This is a genomic window from Streptomyces sp. NBC_00028, assembly GCF_045041065.1.
Classification (GTDB): Bacteria; Actinomycetota; Actinomycetes; order Streptomycetales; family Streptomycetaceae; genus Streptomyces.
The window spans coordinates 6,756,931-6,781,085 of record NZ_CP108293.1 but is presented as its reverse complement, the minus strand read 5'-3'; the positions used below and the strand labels follow the sequence as shown (position 1 = coordinate 6,781,085).

The 24,155-nt window shown below is 71.2% G+C and carries 22 protein-coding genes and 2 pseudogenes; 8 read left to right on the top strand and 16 right to left on the bottom strand.

Annotation, left to right across the window (positions count from 1 at the left end; translation table 11 throughout):
• From OG885_RS30470 to OG885_RS30450, 5 genes are all read right to left on the bottom strand, one after another.
• Nucleotides 1–1,344, bottom strand: a complete 1,344-nt coding sequence (locus OG885_RS30470; protein WP_405737443.1) for a histidine-type phosphatase — start codon at nt 1,342–1,344, stop codon at nt 1–3.
• 61 nt (nt 1,345–1,405) lie between these two features.
• On the bottom strand, nt 1,406–2,245 hold the full coding sequence (locus OG885_RS30465) for an isoprenyl transferase (RefSeq protein ID WP_405737441.1): 840 nt from the start codon (nt 2,243–2,245) through the stop codon (nt 1,406–1,408).
• A gap of 23 nt (nt 2,246–2,268) precedes the next feature.
• The gene (gene recO, locus OG885_RS30460; protein WP_405737439.1) at nt 2,269–3,015 is read right to left on the bottom strand and encodes a DNA repair protein RecO; all 747 of its coding nucleotides are present in this window, start codon (nt 3,013–3,015) and stop codon (nt 2,269–2,271) included.
• Nucleotides 3,016–3,042: 27 nt separating this feature from the next.
• Nucleotides 3,043–3,666: a DUF1266 domain-containing protein gene (locus OG885_RS30455; RefSeq protein WP_405737437.1), complete on the bottom strand. Its 624-nt coding sequence runs from the start codon at nt 3,664–3,666 to the stop codon at nt 3,043–3,045.
• A 26-nt stretch (nt 3,667–3,692) separates the two neighbouring features.
• On the bottom strand, nt 3,693–3,908 hold the full coding sequence (locus tag OG885_RS30450) for a hypothetical protein (RefSeq protein ID WP_399956023.1): 216 nt from the start codon (nt 3,906–3,908) through the stop codon (nt 3,693–3,695).
• 195 nt (nt 3,909–4,103) lie between these two features.
• On the opposite strand from OG885_RS30450, the gene OG885_RS30445 reads away from it, so the two are divergent.
• Entirely contained in the window at nt 4,104–5,582 is a 1,479-nt protein-coding gene (locus OG885_RS30445; RefSeq protein ID WP_405737435.1) for an alpha/beta hydrolase, read from the top strand.
• On the opposite strand, the gene OG885_RS30440 is transcribed toward OG885_RS30445, so the two are convergent.
• The gene (locus tag OG885_RS30440; protein WP_405737433.1) at nt 5,570–6,706 is read right to left on the bottom strand and encodes an abortive phage infection protein; all 1,137 of its coding nucleotides are present in this window, start codon (nt 6,704–6,706) and stop codon (nt 5,570–5,572) included. The two genes, OG885_RS30445 and OG885_RS30440, sit on opposite strands and share 13 nt — an antisense overlap.
• Nucleotides 6,707–6,889: 183 nt before the next feature.
• On the opposite strand from OG885_RS30440, the gene bla reads away from it, so the two are divergent.
• Nucleotides 6,890–7,711 (top strand): class A beta-lactamase, encoded by an 822-nt coding sequence (bla, locus tag OG885_RS30435; RefSeq protein WP_405737431.1) that lies wholly within the window; start codon nt 6,890–6,892, stop codon nt 7,709–7,711.
• On the opposite strand, the gene OG885_RS30430 is transcribed toward bla, so the two are convergent.
• Nucleotides 7,695–8,138, bottom strand: coding sequence for a protein phosphatase (locus OG885_RS30430; protein WP_405737429.1), 444 nt, complete (start codon nt 8,136–8,138; stop codon nt 7,695–7,697). The two genes, bla and OG885_RS30430, sit on opposite strands and share 17 nt — an antisense overlap.
• Before the next feature lie 115 nt (nt 8,139–8,253).
• Between OG885_RS30430 and OG885_RS30425 the strand changes: the two genes are divergently transcribed.
• Nucleotides 8,254–9,189: a dihydrodipicolinate synthase family protein gene (locus OG885_RS30425; protein ID WP_405737427.1), complete on the top strand. Its 936-nt coding sequence runs from the start codon at nt 8,254–8,256 to the stop codon at nt 9,187–9,189.
• 24 nt (nt 9,190–9,213) lie between these two features.
• Here OG885_RS30425 and OG885_RS30420 read toward each other — a convergent pair whose 3' ends face one another.
• The 5 genes from OG885_RS30420 to leuA form a co-directional block, all read right to left on the bottom strand.
• Nucleotides 9,214–9,888 (bottom strand): response regulator, encoded by a 675-nt coding sequence (locus tag OG885_RS30420; protein WP_405737425.1) that lies wholly within the window; start codon nt 9,886–9,888, stop codon nt 9,214–9,216.
• Entirely contained in the window at nt 9,885–11,132 is a 1,248-nt protein-coding gene (locus tag OG885_RS30415) for a sensor histidine kinase (protein ID WP_405737423.1), read from the bottom strand. The genes OG885_RS30420 and OG885_RS30415 overlap by 4 nt, the downstream gene beginning before the upstream one ends.
• 53 nt (nt 11,133–11,185) lie before the next feature.
• Entirely contained in the window at nt 11,186–13,273 is a 2,088-nt protein-coding gene (locus OG885_RS30410; protein ID WP_405737421.1) for an MMPL family transporter, read from the bottom strand.
• Between the two features lie 148 nt (nt 13,274–13,421).
• Nucleotides 13,422–14,117 (bottom strand): TerB family tellurite resistance protein, encoded by a 696-nt coding sequence (locus tag OG885_RS30405; RefSeq protein ID WP_405737419.1) that lies wholly within the window; start codon nt 14,115–14,117, stop codon nt 13,422–13,424.
• A gap of 265 nt (nt 14,118–14,382) precedes the next feature.
• The gene (gene leuA, locus OG885_RS30400; RefSeq protein WP_405737417.1) at nt 14,383–16,104 is read right to left on the bottom strand and encodes a 2-isopropylmalate synthase; all 1,722 of its coding nucleotides are present in this window, start codon (nt 16,102–16,104) and stop codon (nt 14,383–14,385) included.
• Between the two features lie 342 nt (nt 16,105–16,446).
• On the opposite strand from leuA, the gene OG885_RS30395 reads away from it, so the two are divergent.
• The 4 genes from OG885_RS30395 to OG885_RS30380 are packed head-to-tail and all read left to right on the top strand — an operon-like array spanning nt 16,447 to nt 20,415.
• Entirely contained in the window at nt 16,447–17,520 is a 1,074-nt protein-coding gene (locus tag OG885_RS30395; RefSeq protein ID WP_405737415.1) for a M4 family metallopeptidase, read from the top strand.
• A gap of 21 nt (nt 17,521–17,541) precedes the next feature.
• Nucleotides 17,542–17,808: a protealysin inhibitor emfourin gene (locus OG885_RS30390; RefSeq protein WP_405737413.1), complete on the top strand. Its 267-nt coding sequence runs from the start codon at nt 17,542–17,544 to the stop codon at nt 17,806–17,808.
• A gap of 46 nt (nt 17,809–17,854) precedes the next feature.
• The gene (locus OG885_RS30385) at nt 17,855–19,171 is read left to right on the top strand and encodes a GH1 family beta-glucosidase (RefSeq protein ID WP_405737411.1); all 1,317 of its coding nucleotides are present in this window, start codon (nt 17,855–17,857) and stop codon (nt 19,169–19,171) included.
• Entirely contained in the window at nt 19,168–20,415 is a 1,248-nt protein-coding gene (locus OG885_RS30380; protein WP_405737409.1) for an MFS transporter, read from the top strand. The genes OG885_RS30385 and OG885_RS30380 overlap by 4 nt, the downstream gene beginning before the upstream one ends.
• A gap of 18 nt (nt 20,416–20,433) precedes the next feature.
• Here OG885_RS30380 and OG885_RS30375 read toward each other — a convergent pair whose 3' ends face one another.
• On the bottom strand, nt 20,434–21,288 hold the full coding sequence (locus OG885_RS30375) for an NAD-dependent epimerase/dehydratase family protein (RefSeq protein WP_405737407.1): 855 nt from the start codon (nt 21,286–21,288) through the stop codon (nt 20,434–20,436).
• Between the two features lie 118 nt (nt 21,289–21,406).
• On the opposite strand from OG885_RS30375, the gene OG885_RS30370 reads away from it, so the two are divergent.
• Nucleotides 21,407–22,255, top strand: a complete 849-nt coding sequence (locus tag OG885_RS30370) for a helix-turn-helix transcriptional regulator (protein WP_405737405.1) — start codon at nt 21,407–21,409, stop codon at nt 22,253–22,255.
• A 412-nt stretch (nt 22,256–22,667) separates the two neighbouring features.
• On the opposite strand, the pseudogene OG885_RS30365 reads toward OG885_RS30370, so the two are convergent.
• From OG885_RS30365 to era, 3 genes and pseudogenes are all read right to left on the bottom strand, one after another.
• Nucleotides 22,668–22,855: pseudogene (locus OG885_RS30365) on the bottom strand (hypothetical protein); the annotation flags it as partial.
• Between the two features lie 17 nt (nt 22,856–22,872).
• A pseudogene (locus OG885_RS30360) lies at nt 22,873–23,060 on the bottom strand (hypothetical protein); the annotation flags it as partial.
• A 17-nt stretch (nt 23,061–23,077) separates the two neighbouring features.
• Nucleotides 23,078–24,037 carry a GTPase Era gene (gene era / locus OG885_RS30355; RefSeq protein WP_399956067.1) on the bottom strand — a complete coding sequence of 320 codons (960 nt, stop codon included), beginning with the start codon at nt 24,035–24,037 and terminating at the stop codon, nt 23,078–23,080.
• Nucleotides 24,038–24,155: the final 118 nt, after the last annotated feature.

Here is a 24,155-nt window from a genome sequence, read left to right as displayed (position 1 = left end):
CTACGACCGTCCGAAGCACCTCTCCAGTTCGTCCAGGTCGTAGAACGTGCTGCCCTTGGCGAGGGGCGTGCAGCCCGCCTTGAACGCGGTCTCCTTCTCGTTGTAGAGCATGCGCACCAGCCAGCGGTCGCCCTTCTGGAAGACGTCCCACTGGATGTTCGCGCCGAGCGGGGAGACAGCGGCACCACGCCAGGGGTTGGTGGCGTAGGTGTACGGCCGCTGTGCGGTGACCGGCTCCGTGCTGCCCGGCAGGCCCATCAGGGCGGCCAGCGGGATGATCTCCTCGGCGTGGCTGAAGCGCAGTTCGGCGCCCAGCGTGCTGGTACCCGCCTTCTTCGCCTCCACCTGCTGGAAGAAGTCGTCCAGCAGGACGTCGGCCATCTTGTACGTGATGTCGCTGTCGGCGAAGCCGGGGCCCTTCTCGTAGAAGTCCTCGGCGTCGGAGAGGTAGCCGAACCAGGCGGCGTCGGTGCTGGAGATGTACCGCTGCATCCCCCAGCCCCTGCCGTCCGGGCTCTCCTCGCTCATCGCGGGGGCGATGGCGTAGAGGTTGTAGACGGCCTCGGCGGCGGCGACCTGGTCGGCGGCGCTCAGCTGCGCCACGAAGGAGTCCGCGAAGAGGCGGCGCAGGACGCTGCGGGCGGCCTCGTGGGTGCGGGGCTGGTCGGTGACCGACTTCAGCGTGGCCGCGAGCCGCTGGTCGTTGTCGATGTAGTCCCGGTAGGCGGCGCCCCCGGCGGCCTTGTGGAAGTAGAGCAGGTCCTTGTCGGTACGGGTCTCGCCGATCAGCGGCTTCAGGGCCGGGTCGGCGGCGGCCAGCTCACCGGCGTACTCGTTCGCGCTGTCGATGGCGCGGCCCTGCCCGGAGCTGACGACGTCGATCTTCTCGCCGTCGGCGGCGATCCCGGCGAAGAGCGAGGGCAGCCGCTGGTGCATCCGCGCGGCGGTGTCCCGCATCTCCTGCTCGCCGCGTCCGCTGAGGTTGCCGTAGCCGACCTTCGCCATGGCGGCCTGGAGGGCGCGCACCCTGGGGCCGAACTCCTTGCCCTTGCCGGTGAGTTGCCCGGCGGCCCGGGCCTTGTCCCACAGGGCGAGGATCAGGTCGCCGTCCTCGCTGTCGGAGGCGGCTCGGGAGCCGTGCCGGGAGACGTTCTCCGTGAAGACCGGGGTGAAGCCGGCGGGCGGGCGCTGATAGGAGTGCGCGCTCTGCCCCGGACTGTACGTGGCCTTCGTGCCGTAGCTCGTGGCGTGGGCGGGCTGGTGCGCGGCCTGCGCGGGCAGGGCCGCGACCAGCAGGGTCCCGAGGGCGAGGGCGGCGGGTATGGCGCGGTGCGTGACCTTCATGGCCGGATCGTGCGCGACACCGGTGAACGCCGGGTAGCCACAAAGTGGCCACGTTTCCCGCCTACGGGTTGGTCTGCCTGCCCTCCATGGCCAGCAGCTCCTCGTTGGGCAGGGCGCCGCCGAAGCGGCGGTCGCGGGAGGCGAACTCGACGCAGGCCCGCCACAGGTCGCGGCGGTCGAAGTCAGGCCACAGGACGTCCTGGAACACCATCTCCGCGTAGGCGCTCTGCCACAGCAGGTAATTGGAGGTGCGCTGCTCGCCGCTGGGCCGCAGGAACAGGTCGACGTCCGGCATGTCCGGGTAGTACAGGTACTTGGCGAGGGTCTTCTCGTTGACCTTCGACGGGTCGAGGCGGCCCGCCTTCACGTCCTCGGCGAGCGCCTGGGCGGCGTCCGCGATCTCGGCCCGGCCGCCGTAGTTCATGCAGAAGTACAGGGTCAGCCTGTCGTTGCCCTTGGTCTGCTCCTGGGCGATCTGGAGCTCCTTGGCGACCGACTTCCACAGCTTGGGCATGCGGCCCACCCAGCGGACCCGGATGCCGAGCTCGTCGAGCTGGTCACGGGTCTTGCGGATGAAGTCGCGGTTGAAGTTCATGAGGAAGCGGACCTCGTCGGGCGAGCGCTTCCAGTTCTCGGTGGAGAAGGCGTACAGCGAGATGGCGCCGACGCCCATCTCGACGGCGCCCTGGAGGACGTCGAGAACGCGCTCGGCGCCGACCTTGTGACCCTCGGTGCGCGGCAGCCCGCGCTCCTTGGCCCAGCGGCCGTTGCCGTCCATGACGATCGCCACATGGTTCGGGACGAGTTCGCCGGGGAGCTTCGGCGCGCGGGCGCCGGAGGGGTGCGGCTCCGGCGTCTTGTAGTCGCGGCGCTGGCGCCCCAGGATCCCACGTACGACCATGTTGCTTCTCGTTCCTCTCCGGCTTACTTCTCTACGTAACGCAGCGAGCGCAGCCCGCGTTCCAGATGCCAGTGCAGATAAGCGGAGACGAGTCCGCTGCCCTCCCGCACGTACCGCGGTTCACACGCGTCGGCCGTGCCCCAGTCTCCCGTAAGCAGCGCGCCCAGGAGTTCCAGGGTCTGTGGAGAGGGTACGACGCTGCCCGGCACGCGGCAGTCCACGCAGACGGAGCCGCCGGCGCCGACCGAGAAGAACCGGTTCGGCCCGGGAAGGCCGCACTTGGCGCAGTCGCCGAAACTGGGGGCGTAGCCGTTGACGGCGAGGGAGCGCAGCAGGAAGGCGTCGAGGACGAGGTGCGGGGCGTGCTCCCCGTTGGCGAGGGTCCGCAGCGCCCCGACGAGCAGCAGATACTGCTGTACGGCGGGCTCGCCCTCATGGTCGGTGAACCGCTCGGCGGTCTCCAGCATCGCGGTCCCCGCGGTGTAGCGGGCGTAGTCGCAGACGATCCCGCTGCCGTAGGCGGCGATGGTCTCGCTCTGCGTGCACAGCGGCAGCCCCCGCCCGATCAGCTCGCTCCCCCGCGCGAAGAACTGCACGTCGACATGGGAGAAGGGTTCGAGCCGCGCCCCGAACTTGGACTTGGTCCGCCGCACGCCGCGCGCGACGGCCCGCACGCGCCCGTGGCCCCGGGTGAGGAGGGTGATGATGCGGTCCGCTTCTCCGAGCTTCTGCGTCCGCAGGACGATGCCGTCGTCCCGGAAAAGGCTCATAGGGTCATTGTCCCGTACGTCGAGGGGTCAGCGGGCCCGGTCGGGGTGGCTGATGGTGGTCCAGGGGGCCTGGTTCCACGGGCTGGAGCGGTTGGCGGGGTCGAGGAGGGCGCGCAGATGGGCGTCGGCGGTGGCCTGCGGGGCGGGCAGGTCGGTGTCCCCGTCGGCCCTCAGGTCGTCGCGCCACACCTGCCGGCCCAGCAGATAGTGGTCGGCGTACTCGCGCCAGGAGCCGTACGCCGACACCACCGAGGGCACGATGTTCTTCAGGGCGGTCCATGCCTCGGCCTCGGTGATCAGCCCGCAGCCGAAGCCGCGCCGGGAGATGTCGACGTACAGGGCGGCGTCCCAGGCGAGCGGCGAGACGCCGTAGCGCTGTGCGGCACGCGCCCGGTAGCCGCTGCGGTGCAGCTCGTCGAGGCGGCCGGCCAGCTGATCGCGGGTGGTGATGCCCCACTGCTCGGCGAGCCAGTCGCGGGCCCGCTCGTCGTCGATCCGGGTGAACGGGTAGAGCGTGCCGCGGGAGGCGTCCCGGTCTCTGCTCACGGGCGCGCTCAGCGACACCATCCACAGCTGGTGCGCGGTGAGCGGAATGCGGTGGCGGCTCGTCGCCCTCGGCTTCGTCCATTTCCGTATGCTCCACAGGCCCATGGGACCCGCACCTTACGACAACGGCGTCAAGGCACCTCGCCCCGGCTGCGCGCGTTGGCGTACGCGGTCGCCGCGCTGAGCCGCTCGGCGGGGGTCGCGTGGCGTACGGCGTCGGGGGCGACGTCCCATTCCTTGCCGCCGCCGTAGGGTCTGAGCTGGAGGTAGGGCCCTTCGTGTCCCATGACGATGCCCAGCCTTCCGGTGCGGGTGTCCACGACGTAGCTGCCGACGGGGGTCTTCACGTCGTGTGGTTCCCCCGCCCCGTCGAGTTTCACGCTTTGTGCGTGGGCGGCGGGGTGTTGCTTCTAGACTCTCTGGTTGCTCCCGTCACGGGGTGCGCGCGCCGCCCCTTACTGGACCCGGTGGGGTAAACCCCCCGACCGACAAGGCAGTTGGCCGGATGGGGCGGGTCGGGAAGATCCGCGAGGCTCAGGGGCATGAAGCAGCTGACCAAGAGCCTCGCCCTGATCGCCGCCGCCTCCGGGATCGTCTTCGGGGTGCTGACGCCCCTCACCGCCTCGGCCGCGCCCGTCTCCGCCCTCGACTGGGGGCCGTGCACGGGCAGCGGGCTCGACCCGCGCCAGCAGTGCGCCACGCTCGACGTGCCCATGGACTACGCCGATCCCGGCGGCCCGACGATCGAGATCGCCGTCTCCAGGATCGTGAGCGAGAACCCGGCCGCCCGGCGCGGGGCACTCTTCCTCATCCCGGGCGGGCCCGGCGGGTCGAGCCTCAACGACCCCTCCAGGAAAGGGCAGAAGCTGCCGCAGGACGTCCGGGACGCCTACGACCTCATCGGCTTCGCACCCCGTGGCCTCGCGCCCTCCACCTCCGTCGACTGCGAGCTGGCGCACGAGGACCTCGCGCTCTCCCGGCTGCGGCCCTGGCCCGCCGCCGACGGTTCCGTCGACGACGCCCTGGTCACCGCCCGGCGGATGGCGGACGCCTGCGCGGCCAACGGGGGCGAACTGCTCAAGCACCTCAGCACCCGCAACGAGGCCCGCGACCTCGACCGGCTGCGGGCCGCGCTGGGCGAGCGGCGGATCTCCGCGTGGGGAGTGTCGTACGGGACGTATGTCGGCTCGGTCTACGCCCAGTTGTTCCCCGCGCGCACGGACCGGTTCGTGCTGGACAGCAATGACAACCCGGACCCGACGCGGGTCTCGCGCGCCTGGCTCGCCGGACACGAGCAGGGCGTCGAGGACACCTTCCCCGAGTTCGCCAAGTGGGCGTCGGAGGACGGAAATCCGTACCGGCTCGCGGAGACCGCCGCCGAGGTACGGCCGCTGTTCCTGCGGCTGGCCGAGCGGCTCGACCGGGAGCCGATCCCGTGGCCCGGCGCCAACCCCGAGGAGCTGAACGGCAACGTACTGCGGCAGACCATGCTGGACACCCTCTACGACCCCGACGACTTCCCCGCCCTCGCCCAGTTGATGCTGGCCGCCGAGAGCGGCACGCTGCCGCCGGCGCCGGCCTCGCCACCCGACGCCGTGCTCCAGAACGTGGCCGCGGTCGGCGCCGGGACGCTCTGCAACGACGTGGCCTGGACGACCTCAACGGCCGCCTACCAGAAGGACGTTGCCGAGAGCCGGGCCAAGTACCCGCTCACCGCCGGTATGCCCCGCAACGCCATGGTCTGCGCCGCCTGGCCCTACGCGCCCCAGGAACCGCCGGTGCGGATCACCGACCGAGGGCCGTCCAACATCCTCCTCGTGCAGAACGAACGGGACGTCGCCACCCCCCTGAGCGGCGCCCTCAAGCTCCGCGAGGCCCTCGGCCGGCGAGCCGTCATGGTGACCGTGAACTCGACGGGCCATGACGCCTATCTCGACAACGGCAACGCGTGCGGTGACGCGGCGGTGTCCCGCTTCCTGGCCACCGGCGAACGTCCCGCCACCGACCTCTACTGCCGCTGACACGCCCTGCCATAGGCCCGGGCCACGGCATGGAACGCCTCCTTCGGCTCCCGGTGCCAGCCCGAGTCCGGGTCACCGGGGCGGTTCTGGACCGCCTTGGTGATGCCGTAGCTCGCCAGGTCGAGGTCGTGGCGCGGGTCGCCGGGGCGGTGCGGGGCGTCGGCGGTGAGGAACTCGAAGACCATCGCCCCGTAGAGGTCCATCGACGCGAAGACGTCCAACAGGTCGGCGAGGTAGGCGGCTTGGACGCGTTCGCTGCGGACCGGGATCGGGTCCTTGATCTCCTCGGGGTTCTTGCCGTGGTCGACGATGTCCCAGCCCATACCGCCCGCCTCGGGGGCGCCGACGTAGGCGCAGGTGCCGAACTCGGTGATGACGAGGGGCTTGCCGTGGCGCAGGTACTTCCTCAACTCCCGTACGTAGTCGGAGCGTCGGGGGAAGTACGAGTAGTAGTCGACGCCCACGACGTCGAAGAGGCCCCAGTCGACCTGGTCGATCTCGGGAGCGGACGCGTAACTGAGGCGGCCGTGGAAGACCCTGCGGCCGAGCGCCGCCGCCTTCGCGGTGAAGCGGGCGAGGCGGCGCTGCATTCCGGCCCAGTCGAGGTTGCCGCTCTGGAGGTTCTCGATGCGCTCGAAGACCGTGTCCCCGGGGAGGATCCCGGGCACGAACAGCCAGAACTCGCAGCCCACACTGAGCTCGACGCTCGCACCCTGCCGCCGCAGCCGCTCCGCGAACCGGCCCGTCTCCGCGAGGTGTTCGAGGATGTCCCGCTCCGGCACATCACCGAGGGTCGGCTGAAGCCAGATGTGCAGCCCGAGTTCGGCGGCCTCGGCGGCGGTGGCGGTGAGGCGTCCGACGCCGTCGCCGGTGACGTCGACGGTGTTCGCGTGCAGGTCGTCGCGGATCACCCGGAGGTCCCCGCGCATCCGGGCGGCGCTCCAGGCCGTGGCCGGCGTCTCCCCCGCACCGACGGTGTAGACGACACCGCGACGGGCGAGTCCCTTGCGGGGCGCCGCCCGTCCGGTCGCCGACGCCGCCCCCGCGGGCAGCACCGCCACCCCCGCCACCCCCGTGAGGAACCGCGCCCGGCTGATCCCCTTGGCCTTCCCGGTCATCTCCATACGGCCACTGTGCCGAGCCCCCGCCCGCACCGCCGTCCCCCGAAGGTCTACGCCCCCGCAACCAAGGAATGACGTACGGCGTCGATCACTACGGAGATCGTCACCACCCACCGACCGAAGGAGAGCGCGATCTTAGCCCGCCGAACCCTTCTGACCGCAGCCGCTGCCACTACCACCGCCCTCATGACGAGCGCGCCCGCGCACGCCTCCACGCACCCGGGGCTGCGTGAGCTGGAAACTCAACACGGCGCCCGCCTGGGGGTGTTCGCCCGCAACATCGCCACCGGCAGGACCGTCCGTCACCGCGCCGGCGAACTCTTCCCGATGTGCTCGCTGTTCAAGACGCTCGCGTCCGCCGCCGTCCTGCGCGACCTGGACCGCGACGGCGAGTTCCTGTCCCGCCGTATCCACTACACGGACGCCGACCTGCCGAAGGAGGGTTCCGACAAGACGCGGGAGCATCTCGCCGACGGCATGACGGTCGCCGAACTCGCCGAGGTGGCCATCACGTTCAGCGACAACGGCGCCGGCAACCTCCTCCTGCGCGAACTCGGCGGCCCCACCGCCATCACCCGCTTCGCCCGCTCCCTCGGCGACCGGGTGACCCGCCTGGACCGCTGGGAGACGGAACTCAACTCGGCCGAGCCCTGGCGGATCACGGACACGACGAGCCCGTACGCGATCGGCCGGACGTACGGCCGACTGGTCCTCGGCCACGCCCTGGACCGCCCGGACCGTGCCCTGCTCACCCGCTGGCTGCGCGGCAACACCACGAGCGGCACCCGCCTGCGCGCCGGTCTCCCGCCCACCTGGACGGTCGCCGACAAGACGGGCGGCGGTTCCTACGGCACCAACAACAACGTGGGCATCGCCTGGACCGAGGACGGCACCCCGCTCCTGCTGGCCGTCCTGACGACCCTGCCCGCGCAGGACGCCGCCCGGGACGACGCGCTGATCCGCGACACCGCGGCCCTGCTGGCGCGGACCCTCACCGGGCAGCCGTGAACCGCCGCACATAACGCCGCTGCCACGGCGTCTCCACCGCACCCCGGTGGTAGTGCGCGCGGACGTACGCGACGGCCTCGTCGGGCGGTACGCCGTCCAGTACGGCCAGACACGCCAGCGCCGTCCCCGTACGCCCGCGTCCGCCTCCGCACGCGACCTCGACACGCTCGCCCGCGGCCCGCTCCCACACCTCGGCGAGCGCGTCGCGGGCGTCCGCGCGATCGGCGGGCAGCCGGAAGTCGGGCCAGCGCAGCCAGCGCGACTCCCAGGCGACGGGCGGGGGCCGGTGCCCGAGCAGATAGAGACCGTACGAGGGGACCGGCGCACCCGATGGCAGGGGATGCCGCAGACCCCGCCCCCTCACCAGCCTGCCGGACGGCAACCGCAGTACCCCACTGTCGCCCTCGCCCCACACAGCCCCTCCCACGCCCCTCCGCCTTCCTCAGCTCCGCGCCCACAGCGCATCACGTCCTTCGCCTCGGCGGGTCGAGTTCGCGGAAAGGGGAAGATCTTCCGCGTAGGACCGACGACAGGGAGCCTCCATGACCGTCCCCGCCCCGCTGACCGGAGTCGTACCACCCGTGTGCACCCCGCTGACGCCGGACGGCGAGGTGGACGTCCCGTCGCTGCTCAGCCTGGTCGACCATCTGCTCTCGGCGGGGGTGCACGGGCTGTTCGTGCTCGGTACGTCGTCGGAGGCGGCGTATCTCACGGACAGACAGCGGGAGTTGGTGGTCCGGGCGGTCGCAGACCATGTGGGCGGACGGCTGCCGGTACTGGCCGGGGTGATCGACATGACGACGCCGAGGGTCCTGGAACATGTCCGGGCGGTGACGGCGGCGGGAGCGGACGCGGTGGTGGCGACGGCCCCGTTCTACACCCGCACCCACCCGGCCGAGATCACCCGCCACTACCGCCTCCTCGCGGCGGCGAGCGAGGTCCCGGTCATCGCGTACGACCTCCCGAGCGGCGTCCACACGAAACTGCCGGCGGACGTGGTGCTGGAGCTGGCGGCGGAGGGGGTGCTGGCGGGCCTGAAGGACTCCAGCGGCGACCTGGCGGCGTTCCGTGACGTCCTGCGGGGCGCGCGCGCCCGCGCCGACCTCGCGGGCTTCTCGGCCCTCACAGGTTCCGAGCTGTTCGTCGACTCGGCACTGGCGGCGGGGGCACACGGGGCGGTGCCGGGGTTGGCGAACGTCGACCCGGAGGGTTACGTCCGGCTCTATCAGCTGTGCAAGGCGGGCGACTGGAGCGCGGCCCGGCTCGAACAGGAGCGGTTGTGCCGGCTGTTCGGGATGGTGAGGGTCGGGGACCCCGGGCGGATGGGGGGCTCTTCGGCGGCGCTGGGGGCGTTCAAGGCGGCGCTGTATCTGCGGGGGGTTATCGCGTGCCCGGTGACCGCTGAGCCTCAGGTGGGGTTGTCGGAGGGGGAGGTGGGGAAGGTGGGGGAGTTTTTGGCGGGGGCGGGGTTGCTGTAGGGGACCTCTCCCCGTCACCCACGGCTACACACCCCCGGGTGTAACCATCCCGGACTCGTACGCCACGATCACCAACTGTGCCCGATCCCTGGCCCCCAACTTCCCCATGATCCGGCTGACATGGGTCTTCGCAGTCAGCGGGCTCAGCCCCAACGCGTCTCCGATCTCCGTGTTGTTGAGCCCCCGCCCCACCAGCGTCAGCACCTCCCGCTCCCGCTCGGACAGGGAGTCGGGGCCGGCCTCCGCGACAACGGTCCGCACCACGCCCGGGCTTCGCAGCAGCCGTGCGATCAACCGGGCCGTCGGCCCGGGCGACAGCAGGGACTCCCCCGCCGCCACCGTCCGGATCGCCTCCAGCATCTCCGCCGGTCTCGTGTCCTTCACCAGGAACCCCGACGCCCCCGCCCTCAGCGCCTCCACGATGTTCTCGTCCGTGTCGTACGTCGTGAGGACCAGCACCTTCACCCCGGTCAGGTCGGGGTCCGCCGCGATCAGCCGGGTCGCCTCGATGCCGTCCAGGTCGGGCATCCGGATGTCCATCACGATCAGGTCCGCGCGGGAGTCCCGGGCCCGTTCCACCGCCTCCCGGCCGGTGCCCGCCTCGCCCACGACCTCCATGTCCCCCGCCGACTCGACGAGCATCGCGAACGCGGCCCGTACGAGCGTCTGGTCGTCCGCCAGCAGTACGCGGATCGTCATCCGGCCCCCTCCAGAGCACCCCTGAGCGGCAGCACCGCCGTCACCTCGAAGCCGCCCTCCGTCCGCGGCCCGGCGTCGAGTGTGCCACCCACGCTGCGGGCCCGTTCCCGCATCCCGATCAGCCCGAAGCCGGCGCCCGCCGAGCCGACGTCCGCCGTCCTGCCGTCGTCGCTCACCGACACCCGCAGGGCGCCCTGCTCCTCGTACAGCGACACCCGTATCGCGGGCTCCGGCCCGGCGTGCCGTACCGCGTTCGTCAGCGCCTCCTGCACGATGCGGTAGGCCGCCGCGCCCACCGCGGGTGGGGGCGTCTCGTCGACCCGCAGGGTCTCCAGGACCCTGGCTCCCGCCAACCGGGCCGCCTCCAGCAGGTCGGGGACGCCGTCCAGGCCCGGCAGCGGTCCGCGTACCTCCACGGTGGCGCCCTGTTCGCGCAGCACCTCCAGCGTCGTGCGCAGTTCGCCCCGCGCGGAGCGGCAGGTGTCCGCGATGTCCTCCAGCGCCTTCGCCACCGTCTCCCGGTCCAGGCGTTCGGGGTCGGCGGCCAGGACATGCGCGGCGACCGAGGTCTGCACGCCGATCAGCGTGATGCTGTGGGCCAGCAGGTCGTGCAGGTCGCGGGCGATCCGCAGGCGTTCCTCGGCGACCCGGCGCCGCGCCTCCTCCTCGCGGGTGCGTTCGGCCCGTTCGGCGCGTTCGACGAGGGAGGCGACGTACTGGCGGTAGTAGCGGACGTCGATGCCGATGAAGAGGACGGCGAGCACCCAGCCGTAGGTGCGCACCAGGTCGCCGACCTGTTTGTGGTCGCCGAAGGTGAACATCACGGTCACGGAGAGGGCGAGGCCCGCGGCGCCGACCAGGATCGAGCGGGTGGGGCGCTGGGTGACGGTGACCGTGTACAGGGCGACGAGCGAGGCGGGCACGGGCGCGCCGTGGTTGTTGTCGAGGGCGTGGTACGGGATGACGAGCACCACGACCGCGGCGAGCACGAGCAGCGGTCGCCGCCGGCGCCACACCAGCGGCACATGGGCGGCGAGGAGGAGCGTCCAGCCCAGGGCGTCCGGGTGGCGGAGGGTGTCGGTGAAGGCCGCGAGGACCGTGGCGAGGGCGGCGAGCACGGCCGCCAGCACCGCGTCGTTGCGGGTGGCGTGCGGCGCGGTGCCGGGGTCGCGGGTGAGCGCCGCCACGACGCGTTCGCCCAGGCGTGGCCGCACCGGGGCTGTGGTGAGATGCATGGGGCTCATCCTCCGCCGGAACGGCGCCCCTCCGGGAGAGGAGGGGCGCCGGTCGGTGCCGTTCAGTGCGTCACCACCGCCACGGGCTCCGGTTCCCTCGGTGGGGTCGGCGTCTCGGGCTCGCGGGACAGGGCGCCCGGCCACCACACCGTGCGGCGCAGCGCGACGGCGGCGCTGGTGACGAGGTAGGTGCGGACCAGGAAGGTGTCGAGCAGGACGCCGACCGCGATGACGAAGCCGAGTTCGACGAGGCTGACCAGCGGCATGTTGGTGAGCACCGCGAAGGTCGCCGCGAGGACCAGTCCCGCCGAGGCGATGACGCCGCCCGTCGTCCGCAGCGCGGTCAGGGCCGCCGCCACTGGTTCCGTGCCCTGGAGGGACTCCTCCCGCATCCGGTGCATCAGGAAGATGCCGTAGTCGACGCCGAGGGCCACCAGGAAGACGAAGGAGAGCAGACCGAGCCCCGGGTCCGTGCCCTCGAAGCCGAACACCGGGCCGAAGACGAGTCCGCCGATACCGAGGGCCGCGCCCCAGACCGCGACCACGGCGCCGACCAGGAGCAGCGGCGCGACCACCGACCGCAGCAGCACGATCAGGATCAGCAGGACGGAGACGAGGACGAGCGGTACGACGATCATGCGGTCGCGGGCGTTGGTGTCCGCGAGGTCGAGCTGCTGGGCGCTGGCTCCGCCGACCAGCGCGTCGTCGAGGCGGTCGCGCAGTGCCTCGATGGTCGCCGTCTCGCCCGCCGACTGGGGGGCGGAGGTGGCGACGACCGAGATCTCCGTCCAGCCGTCCCCGCTGCGCCCGCGCTCCGCCGCGGCGACGCCGGGGGTGTCCCGGACCTCGCCCAGCACGGCGTCGGCGCGGTCGGTGGGGGCGAGGACGGTGAGCGGCTGGGTGCCCTGCTCGGGGTAGGCACGGGCCAGCGTCTCCATGGCGGCGACCGCGTCGGGCGTGGTGGTGAAGGAGTCCTCCTGCTTGAGGGCGCCGGGCAGGTTCAGCGTCCCGAGCGCCAGCGCGCCGAGCAGGACCGCGCCGGCGGCGAGGACGGTCAGGGGGCGGCGTCCGGCCGAGCTGCCCATCGCGGCGAACAGGGACCGGCGGGCCTTGGGGGTGCTGCCGTAGCGCGGCACGAGCGGCCAGAAGACGCGGCGGCCGAGCAGCACGAGGAGGGCGGGCAGCAGGGTCAGCATGGCGGCCAGCGCGCACAGGATGCCGACCGTGCCGAGCGGGCCCATACCGCGGCTGGAGTTGAGGTCGGCGGCGAGCAGGCAGAGCAGTCCCGCGGCGACCGTGCCGGACGAGGCCAGTACCGCGGGGCCGCAGCCCTTGAGCGCGGCGACCATCGCGTCGTACGGCCGCTCGAAGCGCCGTAGCTCCTCGCGGTAGCGGGAGACGAGCAGCAGCGCGTAGTCGGTGCCCGCGCCGAACACGAGGATGGTCATGATGCCGGAGCCGGCGCCGGTCACGGCGGTGCCGAACCACTGGTGGAGGCCGTAGGCCACGGCCATCGACAGATAGTCGGCGAGGCCCGCGACGGCGAGCGGCACCAGCCACAGGACCGGGCTGCGGTAGATCAGGATCAGCAGCAGCGCGACGACCCCGGCCGTGGTGTAGAGCAGCGGCCCGCCGAGCGCGTTGTACACCTCGGCGGCGTCGGTCTGCAGGGCTCCCGCGCCGCCCACGTCGACGCTCATCCCGCCGTCGTCGTGCGCGATGTCCCGTACGTCGTTGACGAGGGCGTCGCGCGCCTTCTCGTCGGTGCCCGGCTCGGTGCTCGCCACCGGGTACATCAGGGTGGTGCCGTCCTTGGAGGGCACGCCCTGCGGCCGGGCGGTGAGCTGGTGCGCGCCGGCGATCCGCTCGATCTGCGCGGCGGCGGTCGCCTTGTCGGCCGCGGTCAGCCCACCGGCACGGTGATAGACGACGACCATCTCGGTGGCCTCGCCGCCGGGCAGCCGGTCCTGGATCCTGGCGACCTGCGTGGAGTCGGCGCTGCCGGGCAGATAGTCGACGGCCCGGTCCCGCTGGACGTCGGCGAGCTTGGCGGCGAACGGCGAGGCGAACGCCAGCACGGCGATCCAGAGCCCGAGCAGCACCCAGGGCACGGCACGCCGTCGCGGTGAAGATGTCCTTGCGGCCCCCATCGACGGGCCTCCCTCCGGTCGGGTGTCTGGGTCGAGTCCAGACTCCCGGCGCGGAACGGCCGAATCGTCGCGCGCAAGGGCGAGTTGGCGGTTACTCCGGAGGGCGGTATACGGCCGCGGTTACTCCCCGGGGAGTAACGGGAGTGTCTTACGACGGTGTCCGCGCCGCCGCCAGCAGCCGTGTGACGTCGTCCGCGCAGATGGTGAGGGCGGCGCCCACCGTGGCCAGCGCGTCCCGCTCGGCCGGGGTGTAGGGCCCGTCGGCGAGCGCGATCCGCGCGCCCTGGAGCAGAACGGACTCCCGCCCGGCCGGCGCGAGGTGCGGCGCCAGCGGATCGAGCGCCTCGTGCAGCTCTATCGCCAGCCCGGCCCCGCAGGGCTCGCCGAAGACCCGCCCGGTGTCGGCGGCCAGCGCCTCCACCAGCGCGCCCAGCTGGTCCTCCGTGCAGTCGTCGAACCCGGCGGCGCGGACCGCGCAGGCGGCCGCCTCCAGCGCCGCACGCGAACAGGTGCCGCCCGCGGCGAGAACCGCGAGGGCGACGGTGTGGACGGCGTCGCGGAGCATCGCGGAGAAGCGGGTGGTGGTCGGATGGTCGAGGACGTCGGTGCCGAAGTGGCGGCGACAGGCGGCGCATTCGACGACCGGCCCGGTCTCGCCGCGCGGCAGGACCGGAACCCCGAGGAGGGTGAAGCGGCGGCGCCCGGTCAGCCGCTGGTAGTTGCGGTCCCCGCCGCATCCCGGGCAGAAGAACTCCCCGTCGCCCACGGGCGTCCACGCGGTACGCGTGCCCAGCATGCGCGCAGGCCTGGCGGCACGGTCGTTTCGTCCCCGTCCTGGCAGCACGTCACACCTCCGCGTAACCGCACGGCAACATCGCCGCGCTGGCGTGATGTTAGCCACATCAGGGAGGCCCAGTCAGCACCCTGGACGAGACCTTTCCGTGACCTGCACAGAGAGATGGCCGGAAACGACCGGGCCCCGCCCGCGAAGAAACAGCGGACGGGACCTCATAGCGGACGGCGCGGGGAAGGCTTTTCAGGGGCGCGGGGAACTGCGCGACCAGCCACAACGAACCCGCAGTCGAAACACAACCCCGCGCGGCCCCCTCTTAGCGCGCAGCCCTGTTAACAGCAGACACAACCGCCTTCAGCGACGCACGCGTCGTGTTCGCATCGATCCCGATCCCCCACAGAACCTTGCCGTCGATCGCACATTCGATGTACGACGCGGCCTGCGCCGACGCGCCCTCGCTCATCGTGTGCTCCTGGTAGTCCAGCAGCCGCGCATCGATGTCGACCTTGGCCAGCGCGTCGAAGAAGGCCGAGATCGGACCGTTGCCGGTACCGGTCAGCACGGTGTCGACACCATCGACCGTGGCCTCCACCTTCAGCGTGTCCACGCCGTCCGTGTCGGTGGTCGACTGCCCGTTCTTGACCTGGATACGGCCCCACGGGTTCTCGGGGTTCGGCAGGTACTCGTCCTGGAAGACGTTCCAGATGTCGCCGCCGGTGACCTCGCCGCCCTCGGCGTCGGTCTTGGCCTGGATGAGCTTGGAGAACTCGATCTGCATCCGGCGCGGCAGGTCCAGCTTGTGGTCGTTCTTCAGGACGTACGCGATACCGCCCTTGCCGGACTGCGAGTTGACACGGATGACGGCCTCGTAGGAGCGGCCGACATCCTTGGGGTCGATCGGCAGGTACGGCACGGCCCACTCGATGTCGTCGACCGTGACCCCCTTCGCCGCCGCGTCGGCCTCCATCGCGTCGAAGCCCTTCTTGATGGCGTCCTGGTGGGAGCCGGAGAAGGACGTGTAGACCAGGTCGCCCACGTACGGGTGGCGGGGGTGGACCTCCATCTGGTTGCAGTACTCCCACGTACGACGGATCTCGTCGATGTCGGAGAAGTCGATCTGCGGGTCGACGCCCTGGGAGAACAGGTTCATACCCAGGGTGACCAGGTCGACGTTGCCGGTGCGCTCGCCCTGGCCGAACAGACAGCCCTCGACGCGGTCGGCGCCGGCCATCAGCGCCAGCTCGGCCGCCGCCACCGCCGTACCGCGGTCGTTGTGCGGGTGGACGGAGATGACCACGTGCTCGCGGCGGGAGAGGTTGCGGCTCATCCACTCGAAGCGGTCCGCGTGCGTGGACGGCGTCGAACGCTCCACCGTGGCGGGCAGGTTGAGGATGATCTCGCGGCCCGGGCCCGGCTGGTAGACGTCCATGACCGCCTCGCAGACCTCCAGGGCGAAGTCCAGCTCGGTGTCGGTGAAGATCTCGGGGCTGTACTGGTAGCCGAACTCGGTCTCCGGGCCCAGCAGCTTCTCCGCGTACTCCATGACCAGGCGGGTGCCGTCGACGGCGATCTGCTTGATGTCGTCCTTGGAGCCGCGGAACACCACCCGGCGGAAGACGGGGGCGGTGGCGTTGTACAGGTGGACGGTGGCCCGCTTGGCGCCCTTCAGGGACTCCACGGTCCGCTCGATCAGGTCCTCGCGGGCCTGGGTCAGTACGGAGATGGTGACGTCGTCCGGGATCGCGCCCGGCTCCTCGATGATCGAGCGGACGAAGTCGAAGTCCGTCTGGCCCGAGGCCGGGAAGCCGACCTCGATCTCCTTGTAGCCCATCTTGACCAGCTGGTCGAACATCCGGCGCTTGCGCTCGGGCGACATGGGGTCGATCAGGGCCTGGTTGCCGTCACGCAGGTCGGTGGAGAGCCAGCGGGGGGCGGTGGTGATCCGGTTGTTCGGCCACGTGCGGTCCGCGATGTCGACCTGCTCGTACTGGCCGTACTTGTGGATCGGCATGGTGCTGGGCTGCTGGCGGTTCGCCATGATGCGGGGGCTCCTCAGGGTGTCCGGAAGGACGGCCGACGACGCAACGCCAAGCTCCGCGGGGAGGGAGTCGACCTGGACTACAGGCCCTCGCCGCGGCAGCTAAGAAGAAGCAGCCCGAAACGCATGATGCGAAGCATGCTAGCCGAGCCGGTTCGGATGCGGGGCGCTGTATCAGCATGCGGGACCCGGGGGACGAATAACAGGGAACCGGACAAAAAGTGCGCCACGCCACTTCGTCATACCACTTCGTCACGGAGCGTGCGCCCTCCTGTCCGCATATTTCACCAATCATGGTTGCGGGTAGTGACACCGGCATAACACAGTGCAAGGGTGCCGGGCATGACGAAGACCAACGGGGGCTTCGAGCCCGTCTTCTGCACCGTCGTACCGCCCCACGTCCTCGACAAGCTCGCGCAGCACGAGGACCCCGCGCTCGCCGATCCCGCGCGCAGGACCCTGGAGCGCGACGCCTTCGAGCGCACCCACCGCCGGCTGACCACGGTCGTCGGCGCCCCCTCCGTCGCCGCGCCGCTCGGCGCGGAGGCCGGAAAGCCGCACCGCACCCTCTACGACGCCAAACACCGCACCGAGCTGCCCGGGAAGAAGGTCCGCGCCGAGGGCTCGGAACCCGGCAAGGACGCCACGGTCAACCGCGCCTACGCGGGCCTCGGCGCCACCTTCGAGCTCTACCTGAAGGCCTACGAGCGCGACTCGATCGACGGGGGCGGCCTCCCGCTGGACGCGACGGTCCACTACGACCGGGACTACAACAACGCCTTCTGGAACGGCGAGCAGATGGTGTTCGGCGACGGGGACGGGGAGATCTTCCTCGACTTCACCATCCCGATCGACGTCATCGGCCACGAGCTCACCCACGGAGTCACGCAGTACACCGCCAACCTGACCTACTTCGGCCAGCCCGGCGCGCTCAACGAGTCGATGTCCGATGTCTTCGGCTCCCTCATCAAGCAGTACACGCTCGGCCAGACCGCCGCCGAGGCCGACTGGCTGATCGGCGCCGGCCTGCTCGCCCCGCGCGTCACGGGCAAGGCCCTGCGCTCCATGAAGGAGCCGGGCACGGCGTACGACGACGACGTCCTCGGCAAGGACCCGCAGCCCGCGACCATGGACGACTACGTCCGCACCGGCCGCGACAACGGCGGCGTCCACATCAACTCCGGCATCCCCAACCACGCCTTCTACATCGCCGCCACCACCCTCGGCGGCCACGCCTGGGAGCGGGCGGGACAGATCTGGTACGACGTCCTGACCGGCGGCGAGCTGAAGAAGGACGCCCTGTTCACGGACTTCGCGACCCTGACGGTGGCGGCGGCCAAGGCCCGCTACCAGGAGGGCGAGGAGCTTCAGGCCGTACTGAAGGCATGGGAGCAGGTCGGGGTGCGCACGGCGTAATTCCGTACTACACACGGTCCCATGCGTATTCGAGTGAGGCGCACGGGCGGATTCGCGGGCATCGAGCGCAGCGCCGAGGTGGACACCTCGGGGCGGCCCGACGCACACGAATGGCGAGCCCTGGCCGAGAAGGCGATCGCCGACGGGCGGCACACCCCGCCCGTCGGGGTCCCCGACGGGTTCAGCTACGAGATCACGGTGGACGGGAGGACGGTCTACGCGGCCGACCCCCGGCTCACCGAGGAGCAGCGTGGGCTGATCTCGCGGGTGCTCAAGGAAGGAGCGTAACGGGCAGTTCACGCTGGGGCGTTGACTTCCCTTACCGGCGGTAAGGATGATCCCGCCCATGGCGACCAACGCGATACCGACGTTCCCGGCCGACTTCCTGTGGGGCGTCTCGACCTCGGCCCATCAGATCGAGGGCGCGGCGGACCTGCGCGAGCCCTCCGTGTGGGACGCGTTCACGGCCGAGCCGGGCCGGGTGAAGGACGGCTCGACGGCGGAGACGGCCTGCGACCACTACCACCGCTACCGCGAGGACGTGGCGCTCCTCGCCGACCTGGGCGTGGACGCGTACCGCTTCTCGATCTCCTGGCCTCGGGTGCGCGCGGAGGGCGGACTGGACTTCTACGACCGGCTGGTCGACGAACTCTGCGCGGCGGGCGTCCGCCCGGTCCCGACCCTCTTCCACTGGGACCTGCCGGTAGCGCTGGACTGGCTGGAGCGGGACACCGCGTCCCGCTACGCCGAGTACGTCCAGGTCGTCGCCGAGCGGCTCGGCGACCGGGTGACGAAGTGGATCACGATCAACGAGCCCGCCGAACACACCCTGTTCGGCCATGCGCTGGGCGCCCACGCCCCCGGCAAGCGGCTGATGTTCGACGCGCTCCCGGTCGCCCACCATCTGCTCCTCGCCCACGGTCTGGGCGTCCAGGCGCTGCGCGCGTCCGGTGCCACGGACGTCGGCATCGCCAACTCGCACGGCCCGACCTGGCCCGCCTCGCAGGAGCAGCCGGACCTGGAGGCGGCGGCGTTCTACGACCTGCTGCTCAACCGCCTGTTCGCCGAGCCCATCCTGCTGGGCGAATACCCGGACGGGCTGGGCGAGTTGATGCCGGGCGACGTGGCGGCGGACCTGAAGACCATCTCCGAGCCGCTCGACTTCTACGGCGTCAACTACTACGCGCCGACCCGGGTGGGCGCCCCGCAGGGCGCCGACATCGAGTTCGGCGGGCTGACGATCCCGGCCGAACTCCCCTTCTCCGTCCAGGAGATCGAGGACGTCCCGGTCACGGACTTCGGCTGGCCGGTGGTCCCGGAGGGCCTGACGGAGCTCCTCACGACCTTCCACGAGCGCTACGGCGACCGGCTGCCGCCGGTGGTCATCACCGAGAACGGCTGCTCGTACGGGGGTGTCCACGACCGCGCCAGGATCGACTACCTGGACGGCCATGTGCGGGCCCTGCACCGGGCGGTGGAGGCCGGGGTCGACGTCCGCGGGTACTTCGTGTGGTCGTTGCTGGACAACTTCGAGTGGGCCGAGGGATACGCCCAGCGGTTCGGCCTGGTGCACGTGGACTTCACGACGCAGGCGAGGACGAAGAAGGACTCCTACGCCTGGTTCCGGTCCCTGCTGCGGGCCCAGAGGTGACGACGCCGTCGGCAGCCCTGGACGAGCCCGTCGAACGGGTCGGCCGGGGCTGGACGGCCGCGCTGTCACTGGCCAACGTGGCGATCTGGGTGGGCTGGTACGGCCCGCTGCAGATTCTGCTGGCCCGGCAGGCGGAGGACTTCGCGCCCGGCACCGGCATGTCGAAGGAGACGCTGCTGGCGTGGGTGACCGGCGTGGGCGCGGTGGTGTCCCTGGCCGCGAACCCGTTCTTCGGCGCTCTGTCGGACCGCACCACCGCGAGCCGGGGCCGCCGGACGCCGTGGATCGTGGCGGGAGCGGCGGGCGGCGCCCTGTCCCTGCTGCTGCTCGCGGGAGCGGACGGGCTGTGGCTGATGACGCTGGGCTGGTGCCTGGTCCAGCTCACCCTGAACGCCTCGTTCGCGGCGGTGACGGCGGCGGTGCCGGACCGGGTGCCGCGCCCGCAACGGGGTGTGGTGGGCGGGTGGTTGGGGGCGGCACAGATCCTGGGCGCCGTCGCCGGTACGGGACTGGCGACGGCGGCGGGCGGGATCGCGGCGGGATATGCGGCGTGCGCGGTGTTCACGGTGGCGGGGGTGCTGCCGTACGTCCTCCGCCACCCCGACCTGCGACTGGCGGTGGCGGACCGCCCGCCATGGGACGGCCGGTCCTTCGTCCGCGGCTTCTGGCTGAGCCCGCGCCGCCACCCGGACTTCGGCTGGGCCTGGCTGACCCGGTTCCTGATCAACCTCAGCAACGCGCTGGTGATCCTGTACTTGCTGTACTACCTGCGGGACCGGCTCGACTACCCCGACCCGGAGCAGGGCGTCCTGATCCTCACCGCGGTGAACAGCGTGACGCTGCTGGCCACGGTGGTGGTGGGCGGCGTGTGGTCGGACCGGCTGGGCCGCCGCAAACCGTTCGTACGGTGGTCGGGTGCGCTGATGGCGGCGGCCACGGCACTGCTCGCCGTCTGGCAGACCTGGGCGGGTGCGATCGTCGTGGCGGCCCTGCTGGGCCTGGCGCTCGGGGTGTTCATGTCGGTCGACTTCGCCCTGATGACGGACGTCCTCCCGAAGGCCCTGGACCGGGGGAAGGACCTCGGCGTCATCAACATCGCCAACGCCCTCCCCCAGGTCGCCGCCCCCGCCGTCGCCGCACCGATCGTGACGCACCTGGGCGGCTACCGGACGCTGTATCTGGTGGCGGCGGTGCTCGGGCTGGCGGGGGCGGTGCTGGTGGGGCGGATCAAGGGCGTCGACTAGGGGCGTCGACTAGGGGCTCTAGAGGGCTCCGGCGTCGCGGGCGGTGTAGACGGACGGGTACATCGGCCGGTAGCCCAGCTCGCGGCGGATGCGGTCGGTGGAGGTGATCGCCAGCCACGGGTCAGGGTCGGTGCGGGTGTACAGCTCCTCGGGAACCTCGGCCCCGTTCAGCTGGTGCAGTTCCACCGCCGTGACAGGGGCGTCGTCGGCGATGTTGTAGATCCGGCCGGCGATGCCGGGCGCGTGCAGGATCCGCAGCAGCCCCTGAGCTACGTCGGCGTGATGGCCCATGTGCAGGCGCTGGCCGGCCGCCCAGTTCTTGGCCCACATCAGGGACTGGGCGAGATGGGGGTCGCCCTCGCCGTAGACGAAGGGGAGGCGGGCGACCCGTACGTCCAGCCCTTCCAGCGCGAGCAGTTCCCGCTCGGCCCGGGCCTTGGACTCGGGGTAGGCACCCCACATCGCCCCGCCGGGCCGGCTCTCGTCGTCCTCGGTCAGCGGCCGGCCGCGTCCGGTGCCGTACACGAGCCCCGTGCTGACCTGTACGAACCGCCGCACCCCGGCCGCCTGTGCGGCGCGGCCCAGCTCGATGGCCGCCTCATGGTTGACCGCCCGTGCCTCCTCGTCCGACACGCCGCGGAAGGAGGCGGCGACGTTGACCACGGCGTCGACGCCGGCGACGGCCTTGCCGAGGGTGTCGGTGTCGCGGAGGTCGCCGACGACGACGTCCGCGCCGAGGTCGGCGAAGGGCTCACCGCGGGCGGCGTCCCGTACAAGGACCCGCACCCGTTCGCTGCCCCGTGCCTGCGCCAGCAGTCGCGGCACGAAGCGCCGTCCGACCTGACCTGTGGTTCCGGTGACCAATGTCAGCACGATGTGCTCCTCTCGTCCCCACCAGCCTTGGGCAGCGGCGTCGACGCCGGGAGAGACCCGTCGATCGGGGGATCGGCGGTCCCTGGATAAGCCGGGCGGACTGACGCACGCTTGACGGGTGAACCGAACCGAACTGGCCGACTTCCTCCGCCGTGGCCGCGCCCGCCTCACCCCGTCGGACGTGGGCCTGACACCGGGGGCGAGACGGCGTACGCCGGGCCTGCGGAGGGAGGAGGTGGCGTCGCTGGCGGGCATGTCGGTGGACTACTACACGCGTCTGGAACAGTCCCGGGGCCCGCGCCCGTCCCGCCAGATGCTGACCGCGCTGTCCCGCGCGCTGCGCCTGACGGACGTCGAACAGGACCACCTCTTCCACCTGGTGGGCGAGGAACCCCCACGCCGCGAGACGGCGTCGTCCCACGTCCGCCCCGGTCTCCTGCTGATCCTCGACCGCCTCCACGACACACCGGCGCAGGTTCTGAACGACCACGGCGACGTCCTGGCCCAGAACGCGATGGCGAAGGCCCTGGTGGGCGACGTGATGTCGCGGCCCCCTCGCGACCGCAACCTCACCCGCCGCTTCTTCCTGGACCCGACGGCACATGACCTGTTCCCGGCGGAGGACCTGGAGGCCCACGCCCGAGCCCATGTCTCGACGCTCCGAGCGGTGACGGCAGCCCGCCCCGACGACCCGGGACCGGCGGCCCTGGTCGCCGAACTACGCGCCGCGAGCCCGCAGTTCGCCACCCTCTGGCAGGAACACGAGGTGTCGCTGCGCAACCGAGCGACGAAACGCTTCGTGCACCCCCTGGTGGGCCTCCTGGACCTCGACTGCGAGGTGATGCTCAGCCACGAACACCACCACCTCCTGATAGTCCACTCGGCCCGCCCCGGCACCGAGGCCTACGAACGCCTGCAACTCCTGAGAGTGGTGGGCCTCCAGGACCTCACCCCGAGCAGTTCCTGAGATCAGAACCCCAGCTTCCGCAACTGCCGAGGATCCCGCTGCCAGTCCTTCGCCACCTTCACGTGCAGGTCCAGGCTGCATCAAGGTGCGGCTACCGCCGCGCGGCCGACATCCCCAGCAGCACCTCGACCTGCCTGCCCGACTTGACGCCGACCTCTGCCACCCGCTCGCACAGGCGGCCGGCAACCACCACCCCCAACAACTCGATCAGAACCCCAGCTTCCGCAACTGCCGAGGATCCCGCTGCCAGTCCTTCGCCACCTTCACGTGCAGGTCCAGACTGCATCAATGTGCGGCTACCGCCGCGCGGCCGACGCCCCCAGCAGCACCTCGACCTGCCTGCCCGACTTGACGCCGACCTCTGCCAGCCGCTCGCACAGACGGCCGGCAACCACCACCCCCAACAACTCGATCAGAACCCCAGCTTCCGCAACTGCCGAGGATCCCGCTGCCAGTCCTTCGCCACCTTCACGTGCAGGTCCAGACTGCATCAATGTGCGGCTACCGCCGCGCGGCCGACGCCCCCAGCAGCACCTCGACCTGCCTGCCCGACTTGACGCCGACCTCTGCCAGCCGCTCGCACAGACGGCCGGCAACCACCACCCCCAACAACTCGATCAGAACCCCAGCTTCCGCAACTGCCGAGGATCCCGCTGCCAGTCCTTCGCCACCTTCACGTGCAGGTCCAGGCTGCATCAATGTGCGGCTACCGCCGCGCGGCCGACATCCCCAGCAGCACCTCGACCTGCCTGCCCGACTTGATGCCGACCTCTGCCAGCCGCTCGCACAGGCGGCCGGCAACCACCACCCCCAACAACTCGATCAGAACCCCAGCTTCCGCAACTGCCGAGGATCCCGCTGCCAGTCCTTCGCCACCTTCACGTGCAGGTCCAGGAAGACCGGCGTGCCCAACAGGGCCTCGATCTGCTTGCGGGACTTGATGCCGACCTCCTTCAGGCGCTTGCCCTTGGGGCCGATGATGATGCCCTTCTGGCTGGGGCGCTCGATGTAGACGAAGGCGTGGATGTCGAGGAGGGGCTTGTCGGCGGGGCGGTCCTCGCGGGGGAGCATCTCCTCGACGACGACGGCGATGGAGTGCGGCAGCTCGTCGCGCACGCCCTCCAGCGCGGCCTCGCGGATCAGCTCCGCGATCATGACCTGCTCCGGCTCGTCGGTGAGGTCACCCTCGGGGTAGAGGGCGGGCCCTTCCGGCAGCAGCGGGACCAGCAGGTCGGCCAGCAGATCCACCTGCTTGTTCGCCGTCGCCGACACCGGCACGATTTGCGCCCACTCGATCCCCAGCTCCTTGCCCAGCTGGTCGATGGCGATCAGCTGCTCGGCGAGGGCCTTGGAGGAGACGAGGTCCGTCTTCGTGACGATCGCGACCTTCGGCGACTTCTTGATCCCGGCGAGTTCCTTCGCGATGAAGCGGTCACCGGGACCGATCTTCTCGTTCGCCGGCAGGCAGAAGCCGATCACGTCGACCTCGGCCCAGGTCGTGCGGACCACGTCGTTGAGCCGCTCGCCGAGCAGCGTGCGCGGCTTGTGCAGCCCCGGGGTGTCCACCAGGATCAGCTGGGCGTCCTCCCGGTGCACGATCCCGCGCACCGTGTGCCGGGTGGTCTGCGGCTGGTCGGCGGTGATCGCCACCTTCTGCCCGACCAGAGCGTTCGTGAGGGTGGACTTGCCCGCGTTGGGGCGGCCAACGAAGCAGGCGAAGCCGGCGCGATGGGGAGCCCCGGACGGCTCAGACGGCTCGGATGACTGACTACGAACGCTCATGGCGCCCATTCTCCCTGATCCACAGAGCCCTGCCGTACAACAGACCGATCACCGCCCCGCACGTGAGCTTCCGGAAACCCTCACGCAACGAAACCTCGCGGAAACACACCCGTACACA